This window comes from Deltaproteobacteria bacterium (assembly GCA_016933965.1).
GTDB lineage: Bacteria > Desulfobacterota > Syntrophia > Syntrophales > UBA2210 > JAFGTS01.
This window is the reverse complement of record JAFGTS010000037.1, coordinates 45,510-64,974: the sequence shown is the minus strand read 5'-3', so window position 1 is coordinate 64,974 and position 19,465 is coordinate 45,510. Positions and strand designations below refer to the sequence as shown.

General features: G+C 55.6%; 17 protein-coding genes. 15 read left to right on the top strand and 2 right to left on the bottom strand.

The genetic code is table 11. From position 1 onward, the window contains the following. Nucleotides 1–79: 79 nt before the first annotated feature. The 8 genes from JXO48_09160 (at nucleotide 80) to JXO48_09125 (ending at nucleotide 10,722) form a co-directional block, all read left to right on the top strand. Nucleotides 80–1,696 carry a PAS domain-containing protein gene (locus JXO48_09160; protein MBN2284044.1) on the top strand — a complete coding sequence of 539 codons (1,617 nt, stop codon included), beginning with the start codon at nucleotides 80–82 and terminating at the stop codon, nucleotides 1,694–1,696. A 172-nt stretch (nucleotides 1,697–1,868) separates the two neighbouring features. Beyond that, entirely contained in the window at nucleotides 1,869–2,171 is a 303-nt protein-coding gene (locus tag JXO48_09155) for a hypothetical protein (GenBank protein MBN2284043.1), read from the top strand. A gap of 162 nt (nucleotides 2,172–2,333) precedes the next feature. After that, nucleotides 2,334–3,890 (top strand): hypothetical protein, encoded by a 1,557-nt coding sequence (locus tag JXO48_09150; protein ID MBN2284042.1) that lies wholly within the window; start codon nucleotides 2,334–2,336, stop codon nucleotides 3,888–3,890. Beyond that, the gene (locus JXO48_09145; GenBank protein MBN2284041.1) at nucleotides 3,865–4,629 is read left to right on the top strand and encodes a rhodanese-like domain-containing protein; all 765 of its coding nucleotides are present in this window, start codon (nucleotides 3,865–3,867) and stop codon (nucleotides 4,627–4,629) included. The genes JXO48_09150 and JXO48_09145 overlap by 26 nt, the downstream gene beginning before the upstream one ends. Then, nucleotides 4,630–6,537, top strand: a complete 1,908-nt coding sequence (locus tag JXO48_09140) for a cytochrome C (GenBank protein ID MBN2284040.1) — start codon at nucleotides 4,630–4,632, stop codon at nucleotides 6,535–6,537. A gap of 196 nt (nucleotides 6,538–6,733) precedes the next feature. Beyond that, a complete protein-coding gene (locus tag JXO48_09135; protein MBN2284039.1) occupies nucleotides 6,734–7,729 on the top strand; it encodes a 4Fe-4S dicluster domain-containing protein in 996 nt (331 codons plus the stop codon). A 4-nt stretch (nucleotides 7,730–7,733) separates the two neighbouring features. After that, nucleotides 7,734–9,344, top strand: a complete 1,611-nt coding sequence (locus JXO48_09130) for an alpha/beta fold hydrolase (protein ID MBN2284038.1) — start codon at nucleotides 7,734–7,736, stop codon at nucleotides 9,342–9,344. Between the two features lie 49 nt (nucleotides 9,345–9,393). Continuing rightward, entirely contained in the window at nucleotides 9,394–10,722 is a 1,329-nt protein-coding gene (locus JXO48_09125; protein MBN2284037.1) for a C69 family dipeptidase, read from the top strand. Nucleotides 10,723–10,725: 3 nt separating this feature from the next. Here the strand turns inward: JXO48_09125 and JXO48_09120 are convergent, their stop codons facing one another. Then, on the bottom strand, nucleotides 10,726–11,376 hold the full coding sequence (locus tag JXO48_09120; GenBank protein MBN2284036.1) for a lysoplasmalogenase: 651 nt from the start codon (nucleotides 11,374–11,376) through the stop codon (nucleotides 10,726–10,728). A gap of 111 nt (nucleotides 11,377–11,487) precedes the next feature. On the opposite strand from JXO48_09120, the gene JXO48_09115 reads away from it, so the two are divergent. The 6 genes from JXO48_09115 to JXO48_09090 all read left to right on the top strand — a co-directional run bounded on the left by JXO48_09115 (nucleotide 11,488) and on the right by JXO48_09090 (nucleotide 16,352). Continuing rightward, nucleotides 11,488–12,351: a DUF89 family protein gene (locus JXO48_09115; protein MBN2284035.1), complete on the top strand. Its 864-nt coding sequence runs from the start codon at nucleotides 11,488–11,490 to the stop codon at nucleotides 12,349–12,351. A 20-nt stretch (nucleotides 12,352–12,371) separates the two neighbouring features. Continuing rightward, the gene (locus JXO48_09110; protein MBN2284034.1) at nucleotides 12,372–12,758 is read left to right on the top strand and encodes a pyridoxamine 5'-phosphate oxidase family protein; all 387 of its coding nucleotides are present in this window, start codon (nucleotides 12,372–12,374) and stop codon (nucleotides 12,756–12,758) included. Nucleotides 12,759–12,786: 28 nt separating this feature from the next. Continuing rightward, entirely contained in the window at nucleotides 12,787–13,701 is a 915-nt protein-coding gene (locus JXO48_09105; GenBank protein MBN2284033.1) for a TIGR01777 family oxidoreductase, read from the top strand. 28 nt (nucleotides 13,702–13,729) lie between these two features. Next, nucleotides 13,730–14,569: an MBL fold metallo-hydrolase gene (locus JXO48_09100; protein ID MBN2284032.1), complete on the top strand. Its 840-nt coding sequence runs from the start codon at nucleotides 13,730–13,732 to the stop codon at nucleotides 14,567–14,569. A 64-nt stretch (nucleotides 14,570–14,633) separates the two neighbouring features. Further along, complete coding sequence (locus tag JXO48_09095; GenBank protein MBN2284031.1) at nucleotides 14,634–15,173, top strand: hydrolase; 540 nt, start codon at nucleotides 14,634–14,636, stop codon at nucleotides 15,171–15,173. A gap of 45 nt (nucleotides 15,174–15,218) precedes the next feature. Next, the gene (locus JXO48_09090) at nucleotides 15,219–16,352 is read left to right on the top strand and encodes a cysteine desulfurase (protein MBN2284030.1); all 1,134 of its coding nucleotides are present in this window, start codon (nucleotides 15,219–15,221) and stop codon (nucleotides 16,350–16,352) included. Nucleotides 16,353–16,367: 15 nt separating this feature from the next. On the opposite strand, the gene JXO48_09085 is transcribed toward JXO48_09090, so the two are convergent. Further along, entirely contained in the window at nucleotides 16,368–17,111 is a 744-nt protein-coding gene (locus tag JXO48_09085) for a hypothetical protein (GenBank protein MBN2284029.1), read from the bottom strand. A gap of 295 nt (nucleotides 17,112–17,406) precedes the next feature. Between JXO48_09085 and JXO48_09080 the strand changes: the two genes are divergently transcribed. Next, nucleotides 17,407–19,302, top strand: coding sequence for a PAS domain S-box protein (locus JXO48_09080; GenBank protein MBN2284028.1), 1,896 nt, complete (start codon nucleotides 17,407–17,409; stop codon nucleotides 19,300–19,302). The last annotated feature ends 163 nt before the right edge of the window (nucleotides 19,303–19,465 follow it).

The window sequence follows — 19,465 nt, the reverse complement described above, 5'->3', positions numbered from 1 at the left end:
TTATTATTCATGAAGGGGAAAGACCTTCACTTTATCCTGCGGGGAGTTCTTTCCCCGTCTTCACCACAAAAAAAACATCATGAGCCACCGGAGGAACAGCGAGACGGTCATAAGCCGGTATTTCTTCCTGATCAGTGTGGGTATCGCCCTGCTCTTCTGGTTTCTGGAAGCTTTTGTACATGTCTATATCTTTCATCATGGATCGCTCTACTCCGAGATATTCACCCCCGATCCCCATGAAACATGGATGCGCCTTATCGTCGCCACGCTGGTCATTTTCCTGGGACTCAGCGGACAGATCGTGACCCGAAGGCTCAGGGCGGCTGAAAAGAGGGTCCGTCACAACGAGCAAACGGCCCGGGCGCTGCTCAACGCCACCCATGAATCGGCCATGCTCATCGATCACCGGGGAACCATACTGGTGGCAAACTCCTCAATGGCCGACAGTATCGGACGGCCGGCGGACAGCCTTCCGGGCTCGTGCGTCTATGACCTTCTTCCACCGGCCATTGTCGCCCTCTGGGAGAAGCATAATCAGGAGGTCATCGAAACCGGCGGCTCCGTATCCTTCGAAGGTGGGCGATCAGGCAGGCTTTACAATACCAGTATCTTTCCCCTCTTCAACGGAGGAAAGGTGGAGCGCCTTGCGATCTTCTCCGAGGACATAACAGCTCGGAAACGGGCCGAGGAGGCCTTGCAACGGAGCGAGAGGGAAAAGGCCGCGATCCTGGACAGCATGACCGAACTGGTCGCATACCAGGACCGGTCCATGAACATTGTCTGGGTAAACAATGTGGCCGCCGAATCAGTCAACATGAACCGGGAGGACATAATCGGCCGTCACTGTTTCGAGCTCTGGCACGGCCGGAGCACGACCTGCGAAAACTGCCCCATTGTTACGGCGATGGAGACAAAAGCGCCCGCCAGAGCTGAAATCGTATCCCCTGACGGCAGGATATGGGATGTCATAGGATATCCCGTATTCGGAAACGGGGGAGATGTCATCGGCATCGTGGAGGTCACGAAGGACATCACGAACCGTAAAAAGAACGAAGAGGAACTTCGGGCCTATCGCGAACACCTGGAACTGATCAACAAGATACTGCGCCACGATCTGATAAACAATTTCACGGCTATCAGAAGCGCCCTGGACCTCTACCGGGATTCAAAAGAACCGGAATTGCTGGAAAACGCCGACCAGCAGATCGACAGAAGCGTGGACCTGATCCGGCAGATGCGGGAGCTTGAATCGTTCATCTCGCGGCACCGGGACTTGAAGCCGGTCGACATCGAAGGAATGGTCCGAAAGATCATCCCTTCATACCCATCGATAGAGTTTTACACGGCGGGAACCGGGTTCCAGGTCATGGCCGATGAGTTCCTCGAATCGGTCCTGGACAATATCATCGGTAACGCCGTCAAACACAGCGGAACGGATCGAATCGACATCACCGGGATGGACCTCAAGGGAGCCTATGAACTTCATATCGCCGACCACGGCTCCGGCATCCCCGATCCGATCAAGGCCAGGATATTCGAAGAGGGCTTCAGTCACGGCACTGAGGGCGGTACCGGCCTGGGCCTCCATATCGTCAAAAAGGCCATGGAGACATACGGCGGCGACATATATGTAGAGAACAACGAACCGCAGGGAACCGTCTTCATCCTCCGCTTCATGGTAATGCCCCATTCCTGAGCAAGTGCCTGCGAAGCCGGTTGTACCGTCACCGCCCCCCTCTCCCCGGAAAGAACTTTGCCGTTGACTTACAGGCCGAAGTCCGTATATTTTTGCTATACGACTCGATCAAGCAACCGTTTACCGTCTCATACCACCAGCATTCGGCTGACGCTGCCGACAGGAGGCCGACATGAAACCGAAGTTGGTACTTGGAACAGTTGCCGCCGTTATCATCGTCTGCTTCTTATCCTATGCATACGCCGGTGTCTGGAAACACCGTGATGTACGGCTGAAGAACGAACACGGAGAGATCATCACCCCTGAACGGAACGACGGTGATCCTTACAGTCCGCGCAGGACCTGCGGCGGATGTCATCCCTATTCAACCATCACCTCGGGGTTTCACTTTCAGCAGGGATTCGATGAAATGAGCGACTCTTACAACCCCCGGCAGCCGTGGATCCTGTCACCGGGCATGTTCGGCAAGTGGTGACCGCCGGCGAGCAGGTCCGGCCGTGTCGCCGGCAAGATCAACGATGACCCGAAACAGATCGATCTGACCACCTATGACTGGATCGGCGGGTATGGGAAACTGAACCCCGCCAAAAAGGTAAAATCGCCGTCCTGCGGCTGGTGTCATCCCGGCGGCGGCTCCATGGAATACGGCAGGAAATGGAACGGAACCGCCGATTACTCAATGAATCTTGTCGAGGGAGAACGGAGGTCCGTCAACCCCCTTGACGGGGATTACTCATCCAATCTGAGCCCTGACGGGAAGAGCCATTTCAAGGAAAGCGGCGTCATCGAGGGAGACTGCCTTCTCTGTCATACGAAAACATACAGCTTCGGCGCCCGGAATCAGCAGATAAACGCCAGGAATTACCGGTGGGCGGCCACAGCGGGCGCCGGCCTCGGGAAGATCGAGGGCGCCATTTTCACGTACAAGGACCCCGACGCAGTGCCGGGTTCAAAGGATTTCATGGTGGGAACCTGGAATTTTTCGGACCGTCCGATCGTTTCCTATCACTGGGAAGACCGGAATATCTTTGACCGATCCGGCCGGCTCAACGGAAGCATCATATCGAAGACGGTCGCGACAAAGAACTGTCTCCAATGTCACAAAGGCCCCGACGAGAAAAAGGTCGGCTGGGTTCACAAACCGGAATTCGACGCCCATGTCAAGGCGGGATTTCAATGTACCGACTGCCACGGTCTCGTGGGAACAAGCGGGAAAGAGCGGCTGGAACACCAGATAGCCAAGGGCTGGCATCCCCTGGGGAGCGTCCGTAACGATCTCGACGGCATGGGAATGAAGACCTGCGCGGCATGCCACCTGGAGGGGAAATACCGGCCGACACGTCCGGGCATGCCGGAAAAGGCCAAGAACCCCTCGGCGGTTCACCAAGAGAAATTTCCCGGCGCCATGTTCCATTTCGACATGATAAGCTGTGCAAACTGCCACTCCACGAGGCAGCCTGCCCTCTCGGGGTACCTGCTTGACATGGCCATGGGAAAGCAGGTCTGGTACACGGCGGCAACCCTGGAAACCATCACCTGGAGTGACGATTTCGGCATTCTGGCCCCGGAACCCTGGACTCCCTGGATAACCCGGTACGATGCCCGGAACGGTCTCGGCGAACAGTATATTCCCGTCGTCTCCAAGGTCGCCCAGTGGTTCGGTGAAAAAACGGATATGATGGAGGTCAGGCCCATCATACTGAAATACGTGAAAAAGGCCTATGACGGCATTCCCGAACCCACCCTCGCCGCCGTCAGGGACGTGAACGGAAACGCGGTAAAACGCCCCACCATAGCCACCGATGATACGATCAAGGCCATGATCGAAGCGCTGACGGAAATGGGATTTTCCAACGTGGTTTTCGTGTCCGACAGGATATATGAGCTGAAGGACGGGGTCGTTGTTTCCTATGACGACCCGTTCACCACTCACCCCCACAACTTCCCCGTCCATCACAACATCGTCCCTGTCGAGAAACGGATGACTTACGGGTCAAAAGGAAAACCCAGGGGATGCTATGACTGTCACTCAGACACATCTGTGTTTTTCACAAAAATGATCGTCAGCAATCCGGGACGTTTTCTGACGCAGGATTACCCGACACCCAGGGAGCCGAACGCGGAACCGCAGATGTACCACTGGGGATTTGAAGAGGTGCCCGTACCCGATGAGATCACCGACATCAAAAAATAGAAGGACGTGCCGGTGGTGGTGCCTTCTTCCGGTGCTGTGGATCGTCGCGGGAACCGCTCTTGCCGGAGGGGCCGTCGACACGGGACCGCCGGTGATAACACCGGGTGAAGCGCATCGCATGATGGATGAACGGGACGACACCCTGTTCGTCAATACCATGAGCGCCATCGAATGCCGGGACCACAGGATCCCCGGGTCTCTCTGCATCGCCTGTCCGGAATTTGAGAAAACGGCCCCGGCCCTGATCGAAAACCGGGATCGGCCCATCATAGTTTACTGCGCCAGCACCGGCTGTCACCGGAGCATTCACGCCGCCGACAAAGCCCGCGGTCTCGGGTACCGGAACGTTTTCATCCTTGACGGCGGCCTTCCCGCCTGGAAGGAAGCGGGCTATGCCGTTGAATCGGAACGCCGCATTCCCCGAAAAGGAATAGCATCGATAAAACCGAAAGTCCTCAGCCGTCTGATCGATGAGAAACAGAACATCCTGGTCCTCGATATCAGGACCGGGGACCTCTTCGAGAGGGAGCATGTTCCGGGAGCGGTCAACATTCCCTTTGACGAACTTGAGGATGCCTGCCGGGAACTGCCCATGAACAGAAAGATCGTCGTGGTTGACGAAGAGGGCCATCGGTCCTTTCTCGCCGCGTGTTACCTGTACGAACGGGGACTGGTCGACATACAGCGGCTTTTCGGCGGGATGAAGGACTGGCGATCCTTCATGAAGAGGAGGAAATAGATGGGTGACGGCGCGGTTTCGGTAAGAGCATGGATACTTCACGGTCTTCTTGCCGCTGTAACGGTTTGTGTGATACTTTCCCCCCCATTGTCCGCAGCCTCCGGGGACAGGCCGTACCCTGCCGCCGAGGGGACCGCCGCGACCTGTGTGGACTGCCTCTCCTGTCATGACGATCACCTGTACCGGACGGCCTATCCCGCTTCAGTTCACGCGCCTCAGGGATGCACGGGTTGTCACGGCAACATTGATAACATGGAACGTCACATGAACGGCGAGACAAAGCCCTCTCTCACGGCCTGCGGGGCCTGCCACGGCGCCGTGGCGGAGGAATACATCCATAACTATCATTACCTGTATCAGGATTTTCAGTGTTACGATTGTCACCGGGACATTCACGCCGTCACCCCCAGAGAGACATCATTGAAAAAGGCCGTCCTCGATACATGCACGGAATGTCATGCCAACGAGGAATACGCTCATTCGGGTCACGGGATCGCCGTGGCGGAGGGAAACGAGGACGCAGCGACCTGCTCCGACTGCCACGGACTGCACAGCACCCGGGTGTATCACACATCCCAGGAGGAATATCCCGCCGAGGCGCGGGAATTTTATACCCTGACCTGTATCCGGTGTCACGATGACCGGGAAATGATGGCGCGGAACTGCCTTTCCCTGTCGACCGTCGCGGCGTACCGCAGAACATATCACGGAAAGGTTCAGGATATCGGACATCCGACACGTGTCGCCGGGTGCGCGGACTGCCATACATCGCACAACATTCTTCCCAAGGAAGATCCCGCATCGACGATCAATCCCGACAACCTGGTGAACAACTGCGGAAAATGTCACACAGGGTTTCATCCGCGATTCGTCCGGTACCAGGCCCATCCCGATTTCAGCAACCGGGAGCGATACCCCGCGCTTTACTGGACCAACGTCTTCATGGTCGGGCTGCTGACGGTGACATTCATCTTTTTCTGGATACACACCTTCCTGTGGTGGCGCAAAACTTACTGGGACAAACATTACATGGAAAAAATGGGCATCAAACCGAAACTTCCCATGTCCGACACGGAAAGCCTGCAATCCATCGAGAGGTTCTCACGAAAGGACATCCTGATCCATATTCTGCTGGTGATCTCCTTCCTGACGCTTGTCGCGACGGGATTCCCGCTGAAATATCATGACGCTCCCTGGGCACGGATCTTTATTGATATCTGGGGCGGTGTTTCCCTGGCGGGAATATTTCACCGAACCGCGGCGGTAGTGCTTTTCGTTCTCTTTTTCTACATCCTGGCACGCACCCTGCGCTACCTCTTCCCGAAACAGGAGAGGACGCGGGGATGGCTGACGCGCCTTTTCAGTGCCGAATCCCTCTTCTTCAACAAAAAGGACTTGCAGGACATGAAGGGCATGTTCAAGTGGTTCTTTGACCGGGGAGAACAACCAAAGTTCGACCGGTGGACATACTGGGAGAAATTCGACTTCCTCGCCGTCTTCTGGGGTATGGCGATCATCGGCGGTTCGGGAATATTTCTCATGGTCCCTGAATGGACCTCCTATCTCTTCCCTGGATGGGTGCTCAACGTCGCGGCCCTGCTTCACTCCGAGGAAGCCCTTCTGGCAGCCCTGTTCATATTCACGGTGCATTTCTTCAATACTCACCTGATCCCGAAAAAGTTCCCCATGGATCGCACCATCTTCACGGGACGGCTCAGCCTGCATGAACTGTATGAGGAAAAGCGGGAACACTATGAAAAACTGGTCGCCGAGGGAAAGCTGGAGGAACTCAAACGGGGACATCCGGGGATATTCACCAAGCTTGCCGCCGCAGCCTTCGGGCTGGCCAGTCTGATTCTCGGCCTGTTCCTGGCCGTTATCATCATGTGGTCCTTGTTGTTTCTGTGACATTCGAGGTACCGGGGAGCGAACCGAACCGACCGCATCCGCTGCCTGAGAAGCATCGGGAAATTACGCAGGTTCCGGGCCACATCACATAAAACGACGGGCACACCGGCAGAGGAAGAAAATACGCACCTCTGCGGATGGTAACGAAGAAGGAAGATGAAGGTATCGTTCTAAAAAATAGAAGGGGAACAATGTGATGGACCAGCACGAAAATACCGGCATAACACGTCGGTCGTTCCTCGCGGTGACGGCCGGCCTGACGTCTCTCGCGGGAATTGCCCTGCCCCGCGGCACCTGTGCCGCCGGAACGAGGGGATACACCACAATTATCGACCTTTCCCTCTGCGACGGATGCCGGGACCGGCAACTGCCGGCCTGCGTGGCGGCATGCCGGGACATCAACCTGGCGCGGATGCCCGAACCGGTGAACCCGATCCCCGTACCGTACCCGCGGCGCATCATTGAAGACTGGTCGCAGAAAAAGGACGTCACAGACCGGCTGACACCCTACAATCTGATCTTTGTGGAAAAGGCGGAGGTAACCTGGAAGGGGCAACGGCGCACACTTTTTATCCCCCGCCGGTGCATGCACTGCGATAATCCAGCCTGTGCCACGATCTGTCCCTTTTCCGCCAACCACAAGTACGAGGACGGCGCCGTCGTGATAAACAGGCACCTCTGCTTAGGTGGTGCGAAGTGTCGCACCGTCTGTCCCTGGTCCATCCCGCAACGCCAATCGGGAGTGGGTATCTACCTTCACCTGCTTCCCACTCTTGCGGGAAACGGTGTCCTCTTCAAATGCGACCTCTGTCATGATCTGCTGGCCCGTGGTGAAACACCTGGCTGTATCGCCGCCTGCCCCCGGGGCGCCCTGCTCATTGGAGAGCGGGACCAGATATACCAGGAGGCGAGGAGGCGAGCCGCGGCAATGGACGGTTATATTTACGGAGAGCGGGAGAACGGGGGAACGGCGACCCTCTACGTCTCTCCCGTCCCCTTTGAGAAACTGAACGAGGTGATCCCGAAAGGACCCGGACTACCGCATCTCGGTCCGGCAACGCGCCGTATGGAAGAGACGGACCTCGCCGGAAAGTTCGCGTTGATCGGAGCACCGCTGATAGGCATCATCGCTGGTCTCGCGGGCGCCCTCGTGCCGCGGGCCGATGGACGCGATAAGAGGAAGGGGGAGTGAGAACATGTCTGACAGGATCATTGCGGACAAAGGCCTGGCGGTGCGGCACAATCTTCTGGAACTTCTGGAGCACTGGTCCATCGCGATCTCAGGCCTTCTCCTGACGCTGACGGGGATCTTCGAACTGCCGATCGCAAAACGATATTACGTAACCGAGATCCCCGGTTTTTCCTGGTCGGGCGATTTCATAACATCGCTTACGATCCACTACGCGGCGGCCGTCGTCTTCACGGCGGCCTGTCTCTTTCATGTCGTCTACCATGGCCTGCGCGGTGATCGGGGCATGATACCCCGGAAGGGTGATCTGACCGAGTCGGCCAAGGTCATCAAGACCTTTTTCGGCCTGGGAAAGGAACCGCCCTTTCACAAATATCTTCCGGAACAGCGCCTCGCCTATGCGGGGATGGCGTTCATCATCGCCATGCTCATCTTGTCCGGGCTCATCAAGACCTACAAAAATATCTACGACCCGCAGATGTCCATCACCATGACACTCTGGGCGACCTGGGTACATAATGTCTTCTTCATCCTCTTCCTCCTGGCCTTTTTCGCCCATATTGCGGCCATTGTCATCAAGCCCAACCGTCCCATGCTCCGGGGCATCTTCACGGGCGCCGTGAAACTCGACTATGCCCGGGAACGACACCCCCTCTGGGTCGCTGAAATGGAAGCGGAGCCCTCTTCCTCCTGGGCCGCCACCCTCCACGGTACCGGTGAAACCACCGGTGACTACAGCACGTTTACGGAACCGGACACGACGGTGGTTGAGCACTTCGTTCCTCTCTCCGACGGGGCAGCCATTCGGGTGACGGAATTCATCCCCTCCCGACACGAGCCGGGCCGGCCGGTGGTTGTCTTCGTGGCCGGCTGGATATCGCTCATAACAGGCTGGACGGGGGTCTTGAAGAAACTGACGCCCTCCTTTCGAACCCTCTATGTGGAGACACGGGAAAAGATCAGTGCCCGCCTCCCGGAATCGAAAAAGATATGTGACGTCGATTTTTCCGTGTCCCGCATTACGGCCGACATACACGCGGTACTGGAACGTTTCGTCCCGGAAGAACAGCCTTTCTATTTCGTCGGCAGTTCACTGGGCTCCACCGTCGTGCTTGATTACCTCAGCCAGGGGCTCAGGCAGTGCCGGCTGGCCGTCATGATCGCCCCCAATCCGGCATTTCCCTTCCCTTCCTGGGGAATACCCCTGATCCGCTACGCCCCGGCATCCCTATACGGCGCGGCGAAACCGGCCATCAAGTGGTACCTTCGGAATGTAAGGCTCGACAAGAAAAAGGAACCGGAACAGGTCAAGAAGTACGAAGGGACCATGGACGCGGCGGAACCGCGAAGACTCCAGGCGAACGCCCTGGCACTCAGTACATACAGCCTCTGGGACAAGCTGCCTCATATAACCGCGCCGGTCATCATCGTCGGCGCGACGGCCGACAAGCTGCACGGAATCAGGGAGATGGAGAGAATGGTCGAGCTCATGCCGTCGGCGCGGCTTGAAATGATGGCAAGCAACAAGGAAACCCACAGCGAAAAAGCCGGCATATTCATCGTCGACGAGATCACCCGCCTCGAAACGGCGGAACCCGAAGAAGGTAAAACCCCGTGATTACCGGATCTCCAGAGTCACCGATCATGTTGGGACTGGGACGAACATCATGTGCGACACGCTCATAGCCACGGCTGAGGCAACCGCCGACGGCATTACCCTTTTCGCGAAGAACTCGGACCGGGAACCGAACGAAGCACATCAGATACTGCTGATCCCGGCCGCAACGCACCCGCCGGCCAGCACCGTTCGATGCACCTATATCGACATTCCCCAGGTGGAGAAGACCCGTACCGTTCTTCTCTCCAAACCATTCTGGACATGGGGGGCCGAGATGGGTGCCAACGATGCCGGTGTGGTCATCGGAAACGAAGCGGTTTTTACAAAGGCCCCCTATGACAAACAGGGCGGCTTGACGGGGATGGATCTTCTCCGGCTGGCCCTGGAACGCTCCGACGGTGCGCGGGGCGCCCTTCGGGTCATTACCGGGCTTATCGAACGGCACGGTCAGGGAGGAAACTGCGGGTTCCGTTCCGCCCTGTACTACCATAACAGCTTTCTCATCGCCGATCCCGGCGATGCCTGGCTCCTGGAGACGGCGGGGCGGCACTGGGCCGCCCGGCAGGTCCGTGGTGTGTATGCCATTTCGAACGGCCTTACCATCGGGAGCGAGTGGGACCTGGCATCGACGGACCTCGTTCAGTACGCCGTCGAAAGAGGCTGGTGCACAGGCAGAGAGGATTTTCACTTCGCCCGCTGTTATTCCGATTTCCTTTTCACCCGTTTCAGCGACTGCCGGTATCGCCGCACCCGCGCAGTCGATCTCCTTGGGTCGCACCGGGGAACCATGACCCCTCTTACCATGATGGATATCCTGCGGGATCACGGCATGTCACCCTACCGGCCGGACAGAGGACTGACGGGCTCAACCCTGTGCATGCATGCCGGTGCGGGCCCCGTCCGGAGAAGCCAGACCACGGGCTCTCTCGTATCACACCTTCACAAGATCCACCCAATTCATTTCGTGACCGGTACGGCGGCTCCCTGCACGGGGATCTTCAAACCCCTCTGGACGGACATACCCCTTCCCTTCTCGGAACCGGCTCCGGCGGGGACCTATGACGCCGCCACGCTCTTCTGGCGTCATGAGCTGCTTCACCGTAGCGCCCTTCGCGATCATGAAAGACTGACCGGGCTGTACCGGCATGACCGAGACAGCCTGGAACAGGGCTTCGTTTCAAAGGCCCTCGCCCGCGCCGGGGACAACGGAGAAATACGGGAGGAATTCTCCCGCCGCTGTTTCATGGATGCGGAAGTAGCGGAGAAAAAATGGCTGGCCCTGCTGTCGGGCACACCCGTTTTCGACAGGAGAAACCTCTTGTACCGTCTCGCCTGGAAACGGTTCAACAAAACGGCAGGGATGCCGGAACACCGGTAACGTTCAGCCGACGACCCCCACGGAAAAGGCCAGAATGAACTGCCCCGCGTAATACAGGGGCAGCCCGATCAGCCGGTTCAGAAATTCTTTCTTCACGAAGCGGTTCCGGGCCACGAACAGGTCCGAAAGATAGAAAAGAAATGCCCCCGTAAATATCATCGATCGCGCCGTTACCGAAAGGCGGGGTGCGAAAAGAACGGCCAGTGCCGAGACAAGCATGATCGATATGACGGCGATATACACAAGGACAGGTTTTTCCATGGTACCAAGATAGGGCCGTAACCAGCGAAAAACGACGTATCCCGCCGCGATGACGGCGAGAATACCGGGAAGCACCGCCGGACCTGGAATAGCGATAACAAAGAAAGCGACCGTAAACAGAATATGACCGAGAAGAAAGGAGATCAGCCCGGTGAGAAACATCCCTTTCCCCGTCAGCGCCAGGAAGAAATCTCCGCCGAGACCAAAGAGCAACCCCGCGAGGATCATGTAGAAATAGAGCGGTACCGGATGAGGCTGCAAAAGCGCCGCAACAACGAATATCACTGACAGAGTCGTTTTCGAGACCACGTATGCAGGCTGATGGTCCCTGCGGACACAGTAGAGCGTCAGACCAAGCATAACACAGGCCACGGCAATGATGGATGCGTTCATCCCCGGTTCCCTCCTTGACGAACCCGCGTCCACTATAGCAGGGGTCCTTGCGGAGTCAACACATTTTATGGTACCTGATGTCGAACTCATACCAGCTCATCGAGGAAAGACATGCGTGTTCATACAGACTGTATTCCTTGCTTTCTCAGGCAGGCCCTTCAGGCGGCACGATTCGCGACCGACAGGGAAGATCTCCATGAAAAGGCCCTTCGGGCCGTGCTGGCCGTTATTTCCGAAAGTTCGTGGACGGAGAGCGCGTCGGAGATCGGCGTCAGGGTTCATGCCACGGTCATGGACATAGTCGGCTGTGACGATCCATACAAGGATGAAAAGCGCAAGAGCAATGAAACGGTTCTCGCCATGTATGAGGAATTGCGGCACAGCATCGAAATCGCCGAAGACTCTCTGGACCGGGCGATCCTTTACGCCATCGCCGGCAATGTTATGGATTACGGTGCCAAAAAAACCTTTGATATTTTGGAAACATTGAAGCATATAGAAAACAAGCATTTCAACATCGACGATTCGTCACGGCTCAAGAACGACCTTCTCACGGCACGGCGCATCGCCTACCTCGCCGACAATGCCGGGGAGATCGTTTTTGACCGGTTGTTCATTGAAACGGTGGACCGGATCTGCGGGAAAAAGCAATGGCGCCTGTTCGTGAAGGAACGGCCCATCCTGAACGACGCGACCATGGAGGAAGCCATACAGGCGGGCTTTGCCGGCGTCGATTCGGTCACGCTTGATGTGGTCGGTCTGGACCGTGTCCGCGACCAGCGATGCGAGGCAGGGTTCCGGGACATGCTGTCGGCATTTGACGTGGTCATCGCAAAAGGCCAGGGCAATTATGAAGCAATGAACGATGCCGCGGGAATGAACCTGTATCATCTCCTCATGATCAAGTGTCCTCTCGTTGCCCGGACCGTCGGGGCGCACACCGGGGATATCGTCGTCATGCGGGCCGAACCGTGAGTTGTTACCGGGGGAACAGAGTGAATCACAGAGAATATTTCGAGAACACAAAAGGAACGGGAATTCTTGCCACGGCCGATTCAGAGGGGCGGGTGAACGCGGCCCTGTACGGCCGGCCTCATGTCATGGAGGACGGCTCATTCGCCTTCATCATGGCCGACCGCCTGACCCATGCGAATCTTCAATCGAATCCGCGGGCGGCCTACCTTTTTATCGAGGCAGGAGAGCCTTACCGGGGCAAACGGTTTCACATGACGAAGGTACGGGAAGAAACGGACACTGAAACGATCGACGCGCTCAGGAGAAGCTCCCATGGCCGCGAATCAGAGAAGGATGAGAGAAACTCGAAATTTCTGGTATATTTCATGATCGACGGGGAAATGCCCCTGGTGGGGAGCGGTACCTGAAATCTGTATCTCCGAGGGAAACCGGGTTATGCGAATATTCATGACCGGCGGAACGGGTTTTGTGGGAACAACGCTCTCGCGTGACCTCGCTGGAAAGGGACATATCGTTACCATACTCACGCGGCCAGGAGAGGTTATTCCGGCGGCGGCGGAACCGGCCATGATCAATTTCCTCACCGGAGATCCAACACTGAAAGGGAAATGGCAGGACGAGGCAGCTCGACATGATGTCTTCATAAATCTGGCAGGTGCCTCCATCTTCAGTCGCTGGACGGAGAAAACGAAAAAACGCATACGAGAAAGCCGTATCGCAACGACGCGAAATCTGGTTGAGGCTCTCTCCCGTGGCGGGGGGAGTACAAAGACGCTTCTCAGCACCTCCGCCGTCGGCTATTATGGTTTTCACGGAGATGACACTCTGAAAGAAGACGACCCGCCGGGAACTGATTTCCTTTCGACCGTCGCCCGGGACTGGGAACAAGCCGCGATGAAAGCAGTTGATTATGGATCACGGGTTGTCATCTGTCGCTTCGGCATCGTACTGGGCCGTAACGGCGGAGCCCTGAGCCAGTTGCTGCCACTTTTTAAACGATGGCTTGGGAGCCCTCTCGGCAACGGCCGGCAGTGGTTCTCATGGGTTCATGAAAAAGACCTGGCTGCTGTGTATGCGTTTCTTCTGGAACGGGAAGATATTGAGGGACCCATTAATTGCTCGGCTCCAAACCCGGTGCGGAATCGGGAACTCACACAGGCACTTGCCGAAGCGCTTGAAAAACCGGTCATCCTTCCATCGGTTCCCTCATTTGTGCTGAGAGCGCTATTGGGTGAGTTTGGAAACGTGTTACTGAAAGGGCAGCGGGTATTCCCCGAGCGGCTGCTGGAACGGGGTTTCATTTTTTCCTTTCCTACCATCCAGGAGGCACTTCGCGACATATTGTCGTGAGAAGCCGTCACCATCCGAGGAGCAGGGTATGATCATACGGTGTTGGGGTGCCAGGGGTTCAATACCCGTTTCGGGACCGGAATTCCTTGTCTATGGCGGAGACACGACCTGTATCGAGATCAGAACGAAGGACGACGAGATCGTTATCATCGATGCGGGTTCGGGAATCCGGCGACTCGGAAACAGCCTTATCGCCGAAAAGCGGCTTGTATACCATATGATCTTTACGCACGCCCACTGGGACCACCTCATGGGATTTCCCTTTTTCAAGCCCCTCTATTTTGAACGCGCCCGGGTCAATATGTGCGGTTGCCCCTTTCCCAACGCATCCATCCAGGAAATGATCCAGCGCGTCATGAGCCCCCCCCATTTCCCCGTAAAATACTCCGATCTCAGGGCTGCCATAGACTACAGCGGAACCTGCGAAGGGGCTTTCACCATCGGCTCCCTGACGGTCATCCCGATCTTTCTCAGCCATCCAAACCAGGGCAACGGATACAAGTTCATCGAGGATGGCAAGACCTTCGTCTTCCTGACCGATAACGAACTGACCTTCAGGCATCCTGGCGGTCTCGACTACGACGACTACCTGAAGTTTTCCACCGGCGCCGATCTCCTCATTCATGACGCCGAGTATATTGAAGCCGATTACAAAACAAAGAAAGAATGGGGACACAGCGTCTATACCGACGCGCTGAAGCTCGCGCTGGAGGCGGGAGTCAAAAAACTGGGGCTCTTTCATCACAACCAGGAAAGGACCGACAAAGAGATCGATATCATTGTTCAGGACTGCCGGAACATCGTCGAACGCAAAGGCGCCGATCTGGAGTGTTTCGCCCTCACGCAGGACAGTGAGATACGGCTGTAGCTCCTACCCCATCATCTCCTGGAAATTGAAAGCACTGAACCGCTGCATGAGAAAGGATAACCCGATGCTCACCACTGAACATACCGTCCTCGTCGTTATCGATATCCAGGGAAATCTCGCCGAGGCAATGCATGAAAAAGAATCACTCTTCCGCAATCTCGAGATCCTGATCAGTGGAACCCAATTGCTGGATATTCCCAGTATCATTACGGAACAGATACCGGAAAAACTGGGCCCGACGATCCCCCGGATCGCGTCGCTTTTCAGCGATTTTCAACCTATCGCCAAGGCCGCCTTCAGTTGCTGGGGTGAACCGCTCTTCCGCAGATCACTTCTTGACAGCGGCAGGCGTCAGGTCCTTATCACGGGAATTGAATCCCACGTCTGCGTATATCAGACCACGATCGACCTGCTCAGTGAAGGGTACGAGGTGTTTGTGATCAGCGACTGCATCGCTTCACGGACCCCGGAAAACCGGGATGTGGGGATCGCGCGGATGCGTGAGGCCGGCGGGAGACTCTCGAGTGTGGAAATGGCGATATTTGAACTGCTGAAGGTCGCCGGCAGCGAGACGTTCCGGCAGGTCGCAAAACTGTTCAAATAAAATGCATCATGAAGTTTTTGCATAGTTTTGATCCGTTGCTCTATTATGGAACCTGACCCGATCTACCTGGATTACAATGCGACGACCCCTGTCGACCCAGAGGTGGTTGAGGCGATGCGCCCCTACCTTGAGCGCCATTTCGGCAACCCCTCAAGCGGTCACCGATATGGGATCAGGGCGCGGGAGGCCGTCGAGAAGGCCAGGGCTCAGGTGGCCGACTTCCTGGGCTGCGCTCCCGGAGAAATTATCTTCACCAGCGGCGGCACTGAATCAAACAACCTTGCCATCAGAGGGATCATGGAAGCCCGCGGCACGGCGCAAACGCACATCATCACCTCGGCCATAGAACATCCTGCCGTTACCGAAGTATGCCGATACCTCGAAAACCGGGGAGTCTCCATCACCTACCTGCCTGTTGATGAACAGGGTCTCCTGCAGTTGGAAACCCTGGAGATTTCCGTCACAAGCGACACATCATTTATCACCATCATGCATGCCAACAATGAGGTCGGAACGATCCAACCCATTGAAGAGATTTGTACTTTTGCCCGGTGGGCGGGGATTCCCGTTCATACCGATGCCGCTCAGTCAGTGGGAAAAATTCCCGTCACTGTTGACGGACTCGGCGTGGACCTTCTCTCCCTTGCAGGTCATAAACTCTATGGACCGAAAGGAGTCGGCGCCCTTTACATTCGTGAGGGAATCGAATTAAAAAAGCAGATGCACGGGGCCGGGCATGAGCGTGACCTGCGACCGGGAACCGAAAACGTCCCGGAGATCGTCGGACTGGGCGAGGCTTGTAAAATCGCCCTGCGACGACTCGAAGACGATATGGCTCACCTCACGTTGCTGCGCGACAGGCTCAGAGAACAGCTCACGGCACACATCACCGGGATCCGTGTCAACGGTCACCCGGAGAAATGTCTGCCAAATACCCTGAACGTCAGTATTCCCGGAATTGACTACTTCGACATTGCGTCACTTATGACGGATGTTGCCCTCTCGATGGGTTCGGCCTGCCACGCCGATTCAATGACCGTGTCACCGGTCCTGACCGCCATGGGCGTACCCCCGGAATACGCCCGGGGAACGATCCGCATCTCGACGGGTCGGTTCACCACGGAGGACGAGGTGAACCGGGCGGGTGCGCTGATCATACAGCACATGAAAAAGGCCTGAATAGCAGATGATCTTTTATTCGGTTTCCGATGAAGAGGAACCGGTGTGCACTTTTCGCAATCGGCGAAGTGCCTCCACATCGGAGCAGACGGACGCGTAGTCACAGGTGGCGCAATCGTGTGAGAATTCTTCGACGATCTTGTTCATCGCATTGATCACCAGGGCCGATTCAGCGGCGATCTTCTTCAATTCCAGTACATCTTCACGTCCTGAGGTAACAAAGAGTATCTCAGCGGCATCAACATAATCAAGGGCCGTAAGCCGGCTGATGAGAGACGCTCCGAGGAACCGCAGGGAGAACCCGTCACGAAGCGCTTCCCGGCTGACACGGCTCCATTCCCGCTGGTACTGGGACGCGGCCCGCAGCATGTATCCCTTCAGATCGAGATCGTATCGGACGCCCTCCATCTCACGGTAACGATCATAGCTGTTGTTCTCATCAAATCCGCGAACCTCGGCAAGCACGACCTTTCCAAAGGGCCTGCTTTCCCCCTCGCACTCCCGCAATTCCGGTCCGACAAGGGATATCCTCCCGGGATGAACCCTTCCCGGCTCCTCCGTCCAGAGCAGAAGGGCCGCCGATTCCTGAGAGGGATTTCCCAACTCGACCGCCATATCCCCGGCAAGGACAATATTCCTGTTTTTTTCCGAAGGCCATTCCTCAACGGGCGGCTCGTCACATACCGATAGCGTGCCTCCTGCTTTTTTCCTCGCCATGTAAGCGTACACATCATTGAACTGCTTTTCGAAGAATTCCATGCCGCCTCCGTTCACCGCTACCAAGTATTATGCATCCTACTACGAATCTCCCCGTTCTGCCGAATATTTTTTAAAAAACAGGGTGTCTTTCCGTCACCAGTGACTTCCATGGGGGATATGAAATATACCTGCTGCTCAGCTTCAAGCTGTTGACTTACAGCCTGTAACTGGTTTATTCTTCGTTACCAAGTGGAAAGGCCGCATCAAACAAAACACTGCATCGTCTTCACATGCTGATTCTCATCAAAAATATGGCTTTCAGGAACAGGAAGTCTCCAGCGAAAGGATACTGATAATGAAGATTCTGATTGTGGATGACAACAGCACCAATCTCTACATGCTGGAAAGTCTGCTGAAAGGTCACGGATATGAAGTGATTTCGGCAATGAACGGCCAGGAAGCACTGGACAGAGCCCGCCTTGACCCTCCCGACCTTGTTGTCGCGGACATCTTCATGCCGGTAATGGATGGATTCACCTTATGCCGGGAATGGAAATCGGATGCCGCACTCAACCACATACCTCTGGTGTTTTACACCGGAACGTACAACGAAAAGAAGGACGAGGAATTTGCGATAAGCCTCGGGGCCGACCGGTTCATCATCAAGCCCCAGGAGCCGGATGTATTACTGAACATGTTACAGGAGGTACTCGACGGGAACTATGTTGCAAAGCAGGTGGAAAGCAAGCCCCTTGGCGAAGAAATGGAGTTCTTCAGGAAGCACAATGAAGTCCTTTTCAAAAAACTTGAATCAAAAATGATGTCCCTTGAGACTGTAAACCAGAAGCTCAAGGCTTTGGAGGAGATGTACCGTCTTGCCTTTGAGAATGTATCGGATGTTATTTTTACGATTGATAACAACCTTAAAATTATCAGCATGACGCCAAGCGTGGAGAAAATATTGGGTTACAAACCAGAGGATTTTATCGACAAGTCCGCCTCCGAACTGAGACACGTGCTTTCACCGGATTCTCTTGTGCAAGCTGAATTCAGCATAAACATGCTCTTGAACGGGGAGAGCGTTCCTCCGGGCGTCTATGAATTGGTCACCAAGGACGGGACAAGAAAATTCTGTGAGGTCAGCAGTTCGTCCCTGACACGTGACGGCGAGATCATCGGCCTGGTTTCCGTGGCCCGAGATATCACGAAGCGCAGGCAGGCCGAAGAATTTCTTCGTGAAAGCAATGAGCGCTTTCGGGCCTTGTTCGAACGGTCTCTTGAATGTGTGTATATCCACGATCTAAGGGGTAATTTTATCGATGTTAACCAGCCGACATCGAACATGACCGGTTACAGTCGAGATGAAATGCTTCGTCTGAACTTCGCTTCTCTGGTAGATTCCGAGCAACTAAAAACAGCCAGTCGAACACTGAAAAGCATCGTGCAGAACGGGGCTCAAAGCGGAGTCGTTGAATTCAGGATCACCCGTAAAGATGGCGGGTACAGATATGTGGAAACTTCAGGATCCCTCGTCTACCGTGATGGGAAACCCTATGCTGTTCTGGGAGTCGGCCGCGACATCACTGAGCAAAAGCAGGCGGAAGAAATGATAATACAGTCACTGCGCGAGAAAGAATCCCTGCTCCAGGAGGTTCATCACCGGGTGAAGAATAACATGCAGATCATTTCCAGCATGCTGAGCCTTCAGTCCGATACCGCCCCGCAGGAGGAAGTCGCATCCATCCTGCGAGACAGTGAAGGACGGGTGAGATCGATGGCACTCATTCATGAAAAGCTCTACCTGTCTCCGGACCTGTCAAGCATCAACTTCGCCGAATATGTTGAAAGTCTGGTGTCGCATCTTTTTGTGGCTCACAATGTCTACTCGGACATTATCTCTTTCGTTCCTCAGGTGGAGGATATTCCACTTGCGATCGAGACGGCCATTCCCTGCGGGCTGATCGTCAATGAATTGGTCACGAACACCCTGAAGTACGCCTTTCCTCAGGGGAGGAAGGGGGAAGTCATCGTTGCCCTTCATAGAAATTCCGACCAGACACTCACGTTATCGGTCAGCGATACCGGTATCGGTCTTCCGGAAGATATCGATCCCCGGAGTACAGGGACTTTCGGGATGCAGCTTGTCTCCATTTTGACGGATCAGTTGAGCGGCACCCTGGAGATAGAAAGAACGGAAGGAACGACGTTCAGAATAACCTTCAGCGAGCTGCAATATAAAAAGAGGATATGACCGATCCATGAAACATATCTGCGTAGACCTGCAAGGGCTTCGTGAACCTTTGTTTCAACGGGTGCCTCAAGATACACGCTTTACGGATGGTGTGGGTTCCGGTCTAACTGACAGTTATTGAAAAGCAGCCGACACAATACCTTCAAGATCGGATGCTATCGAT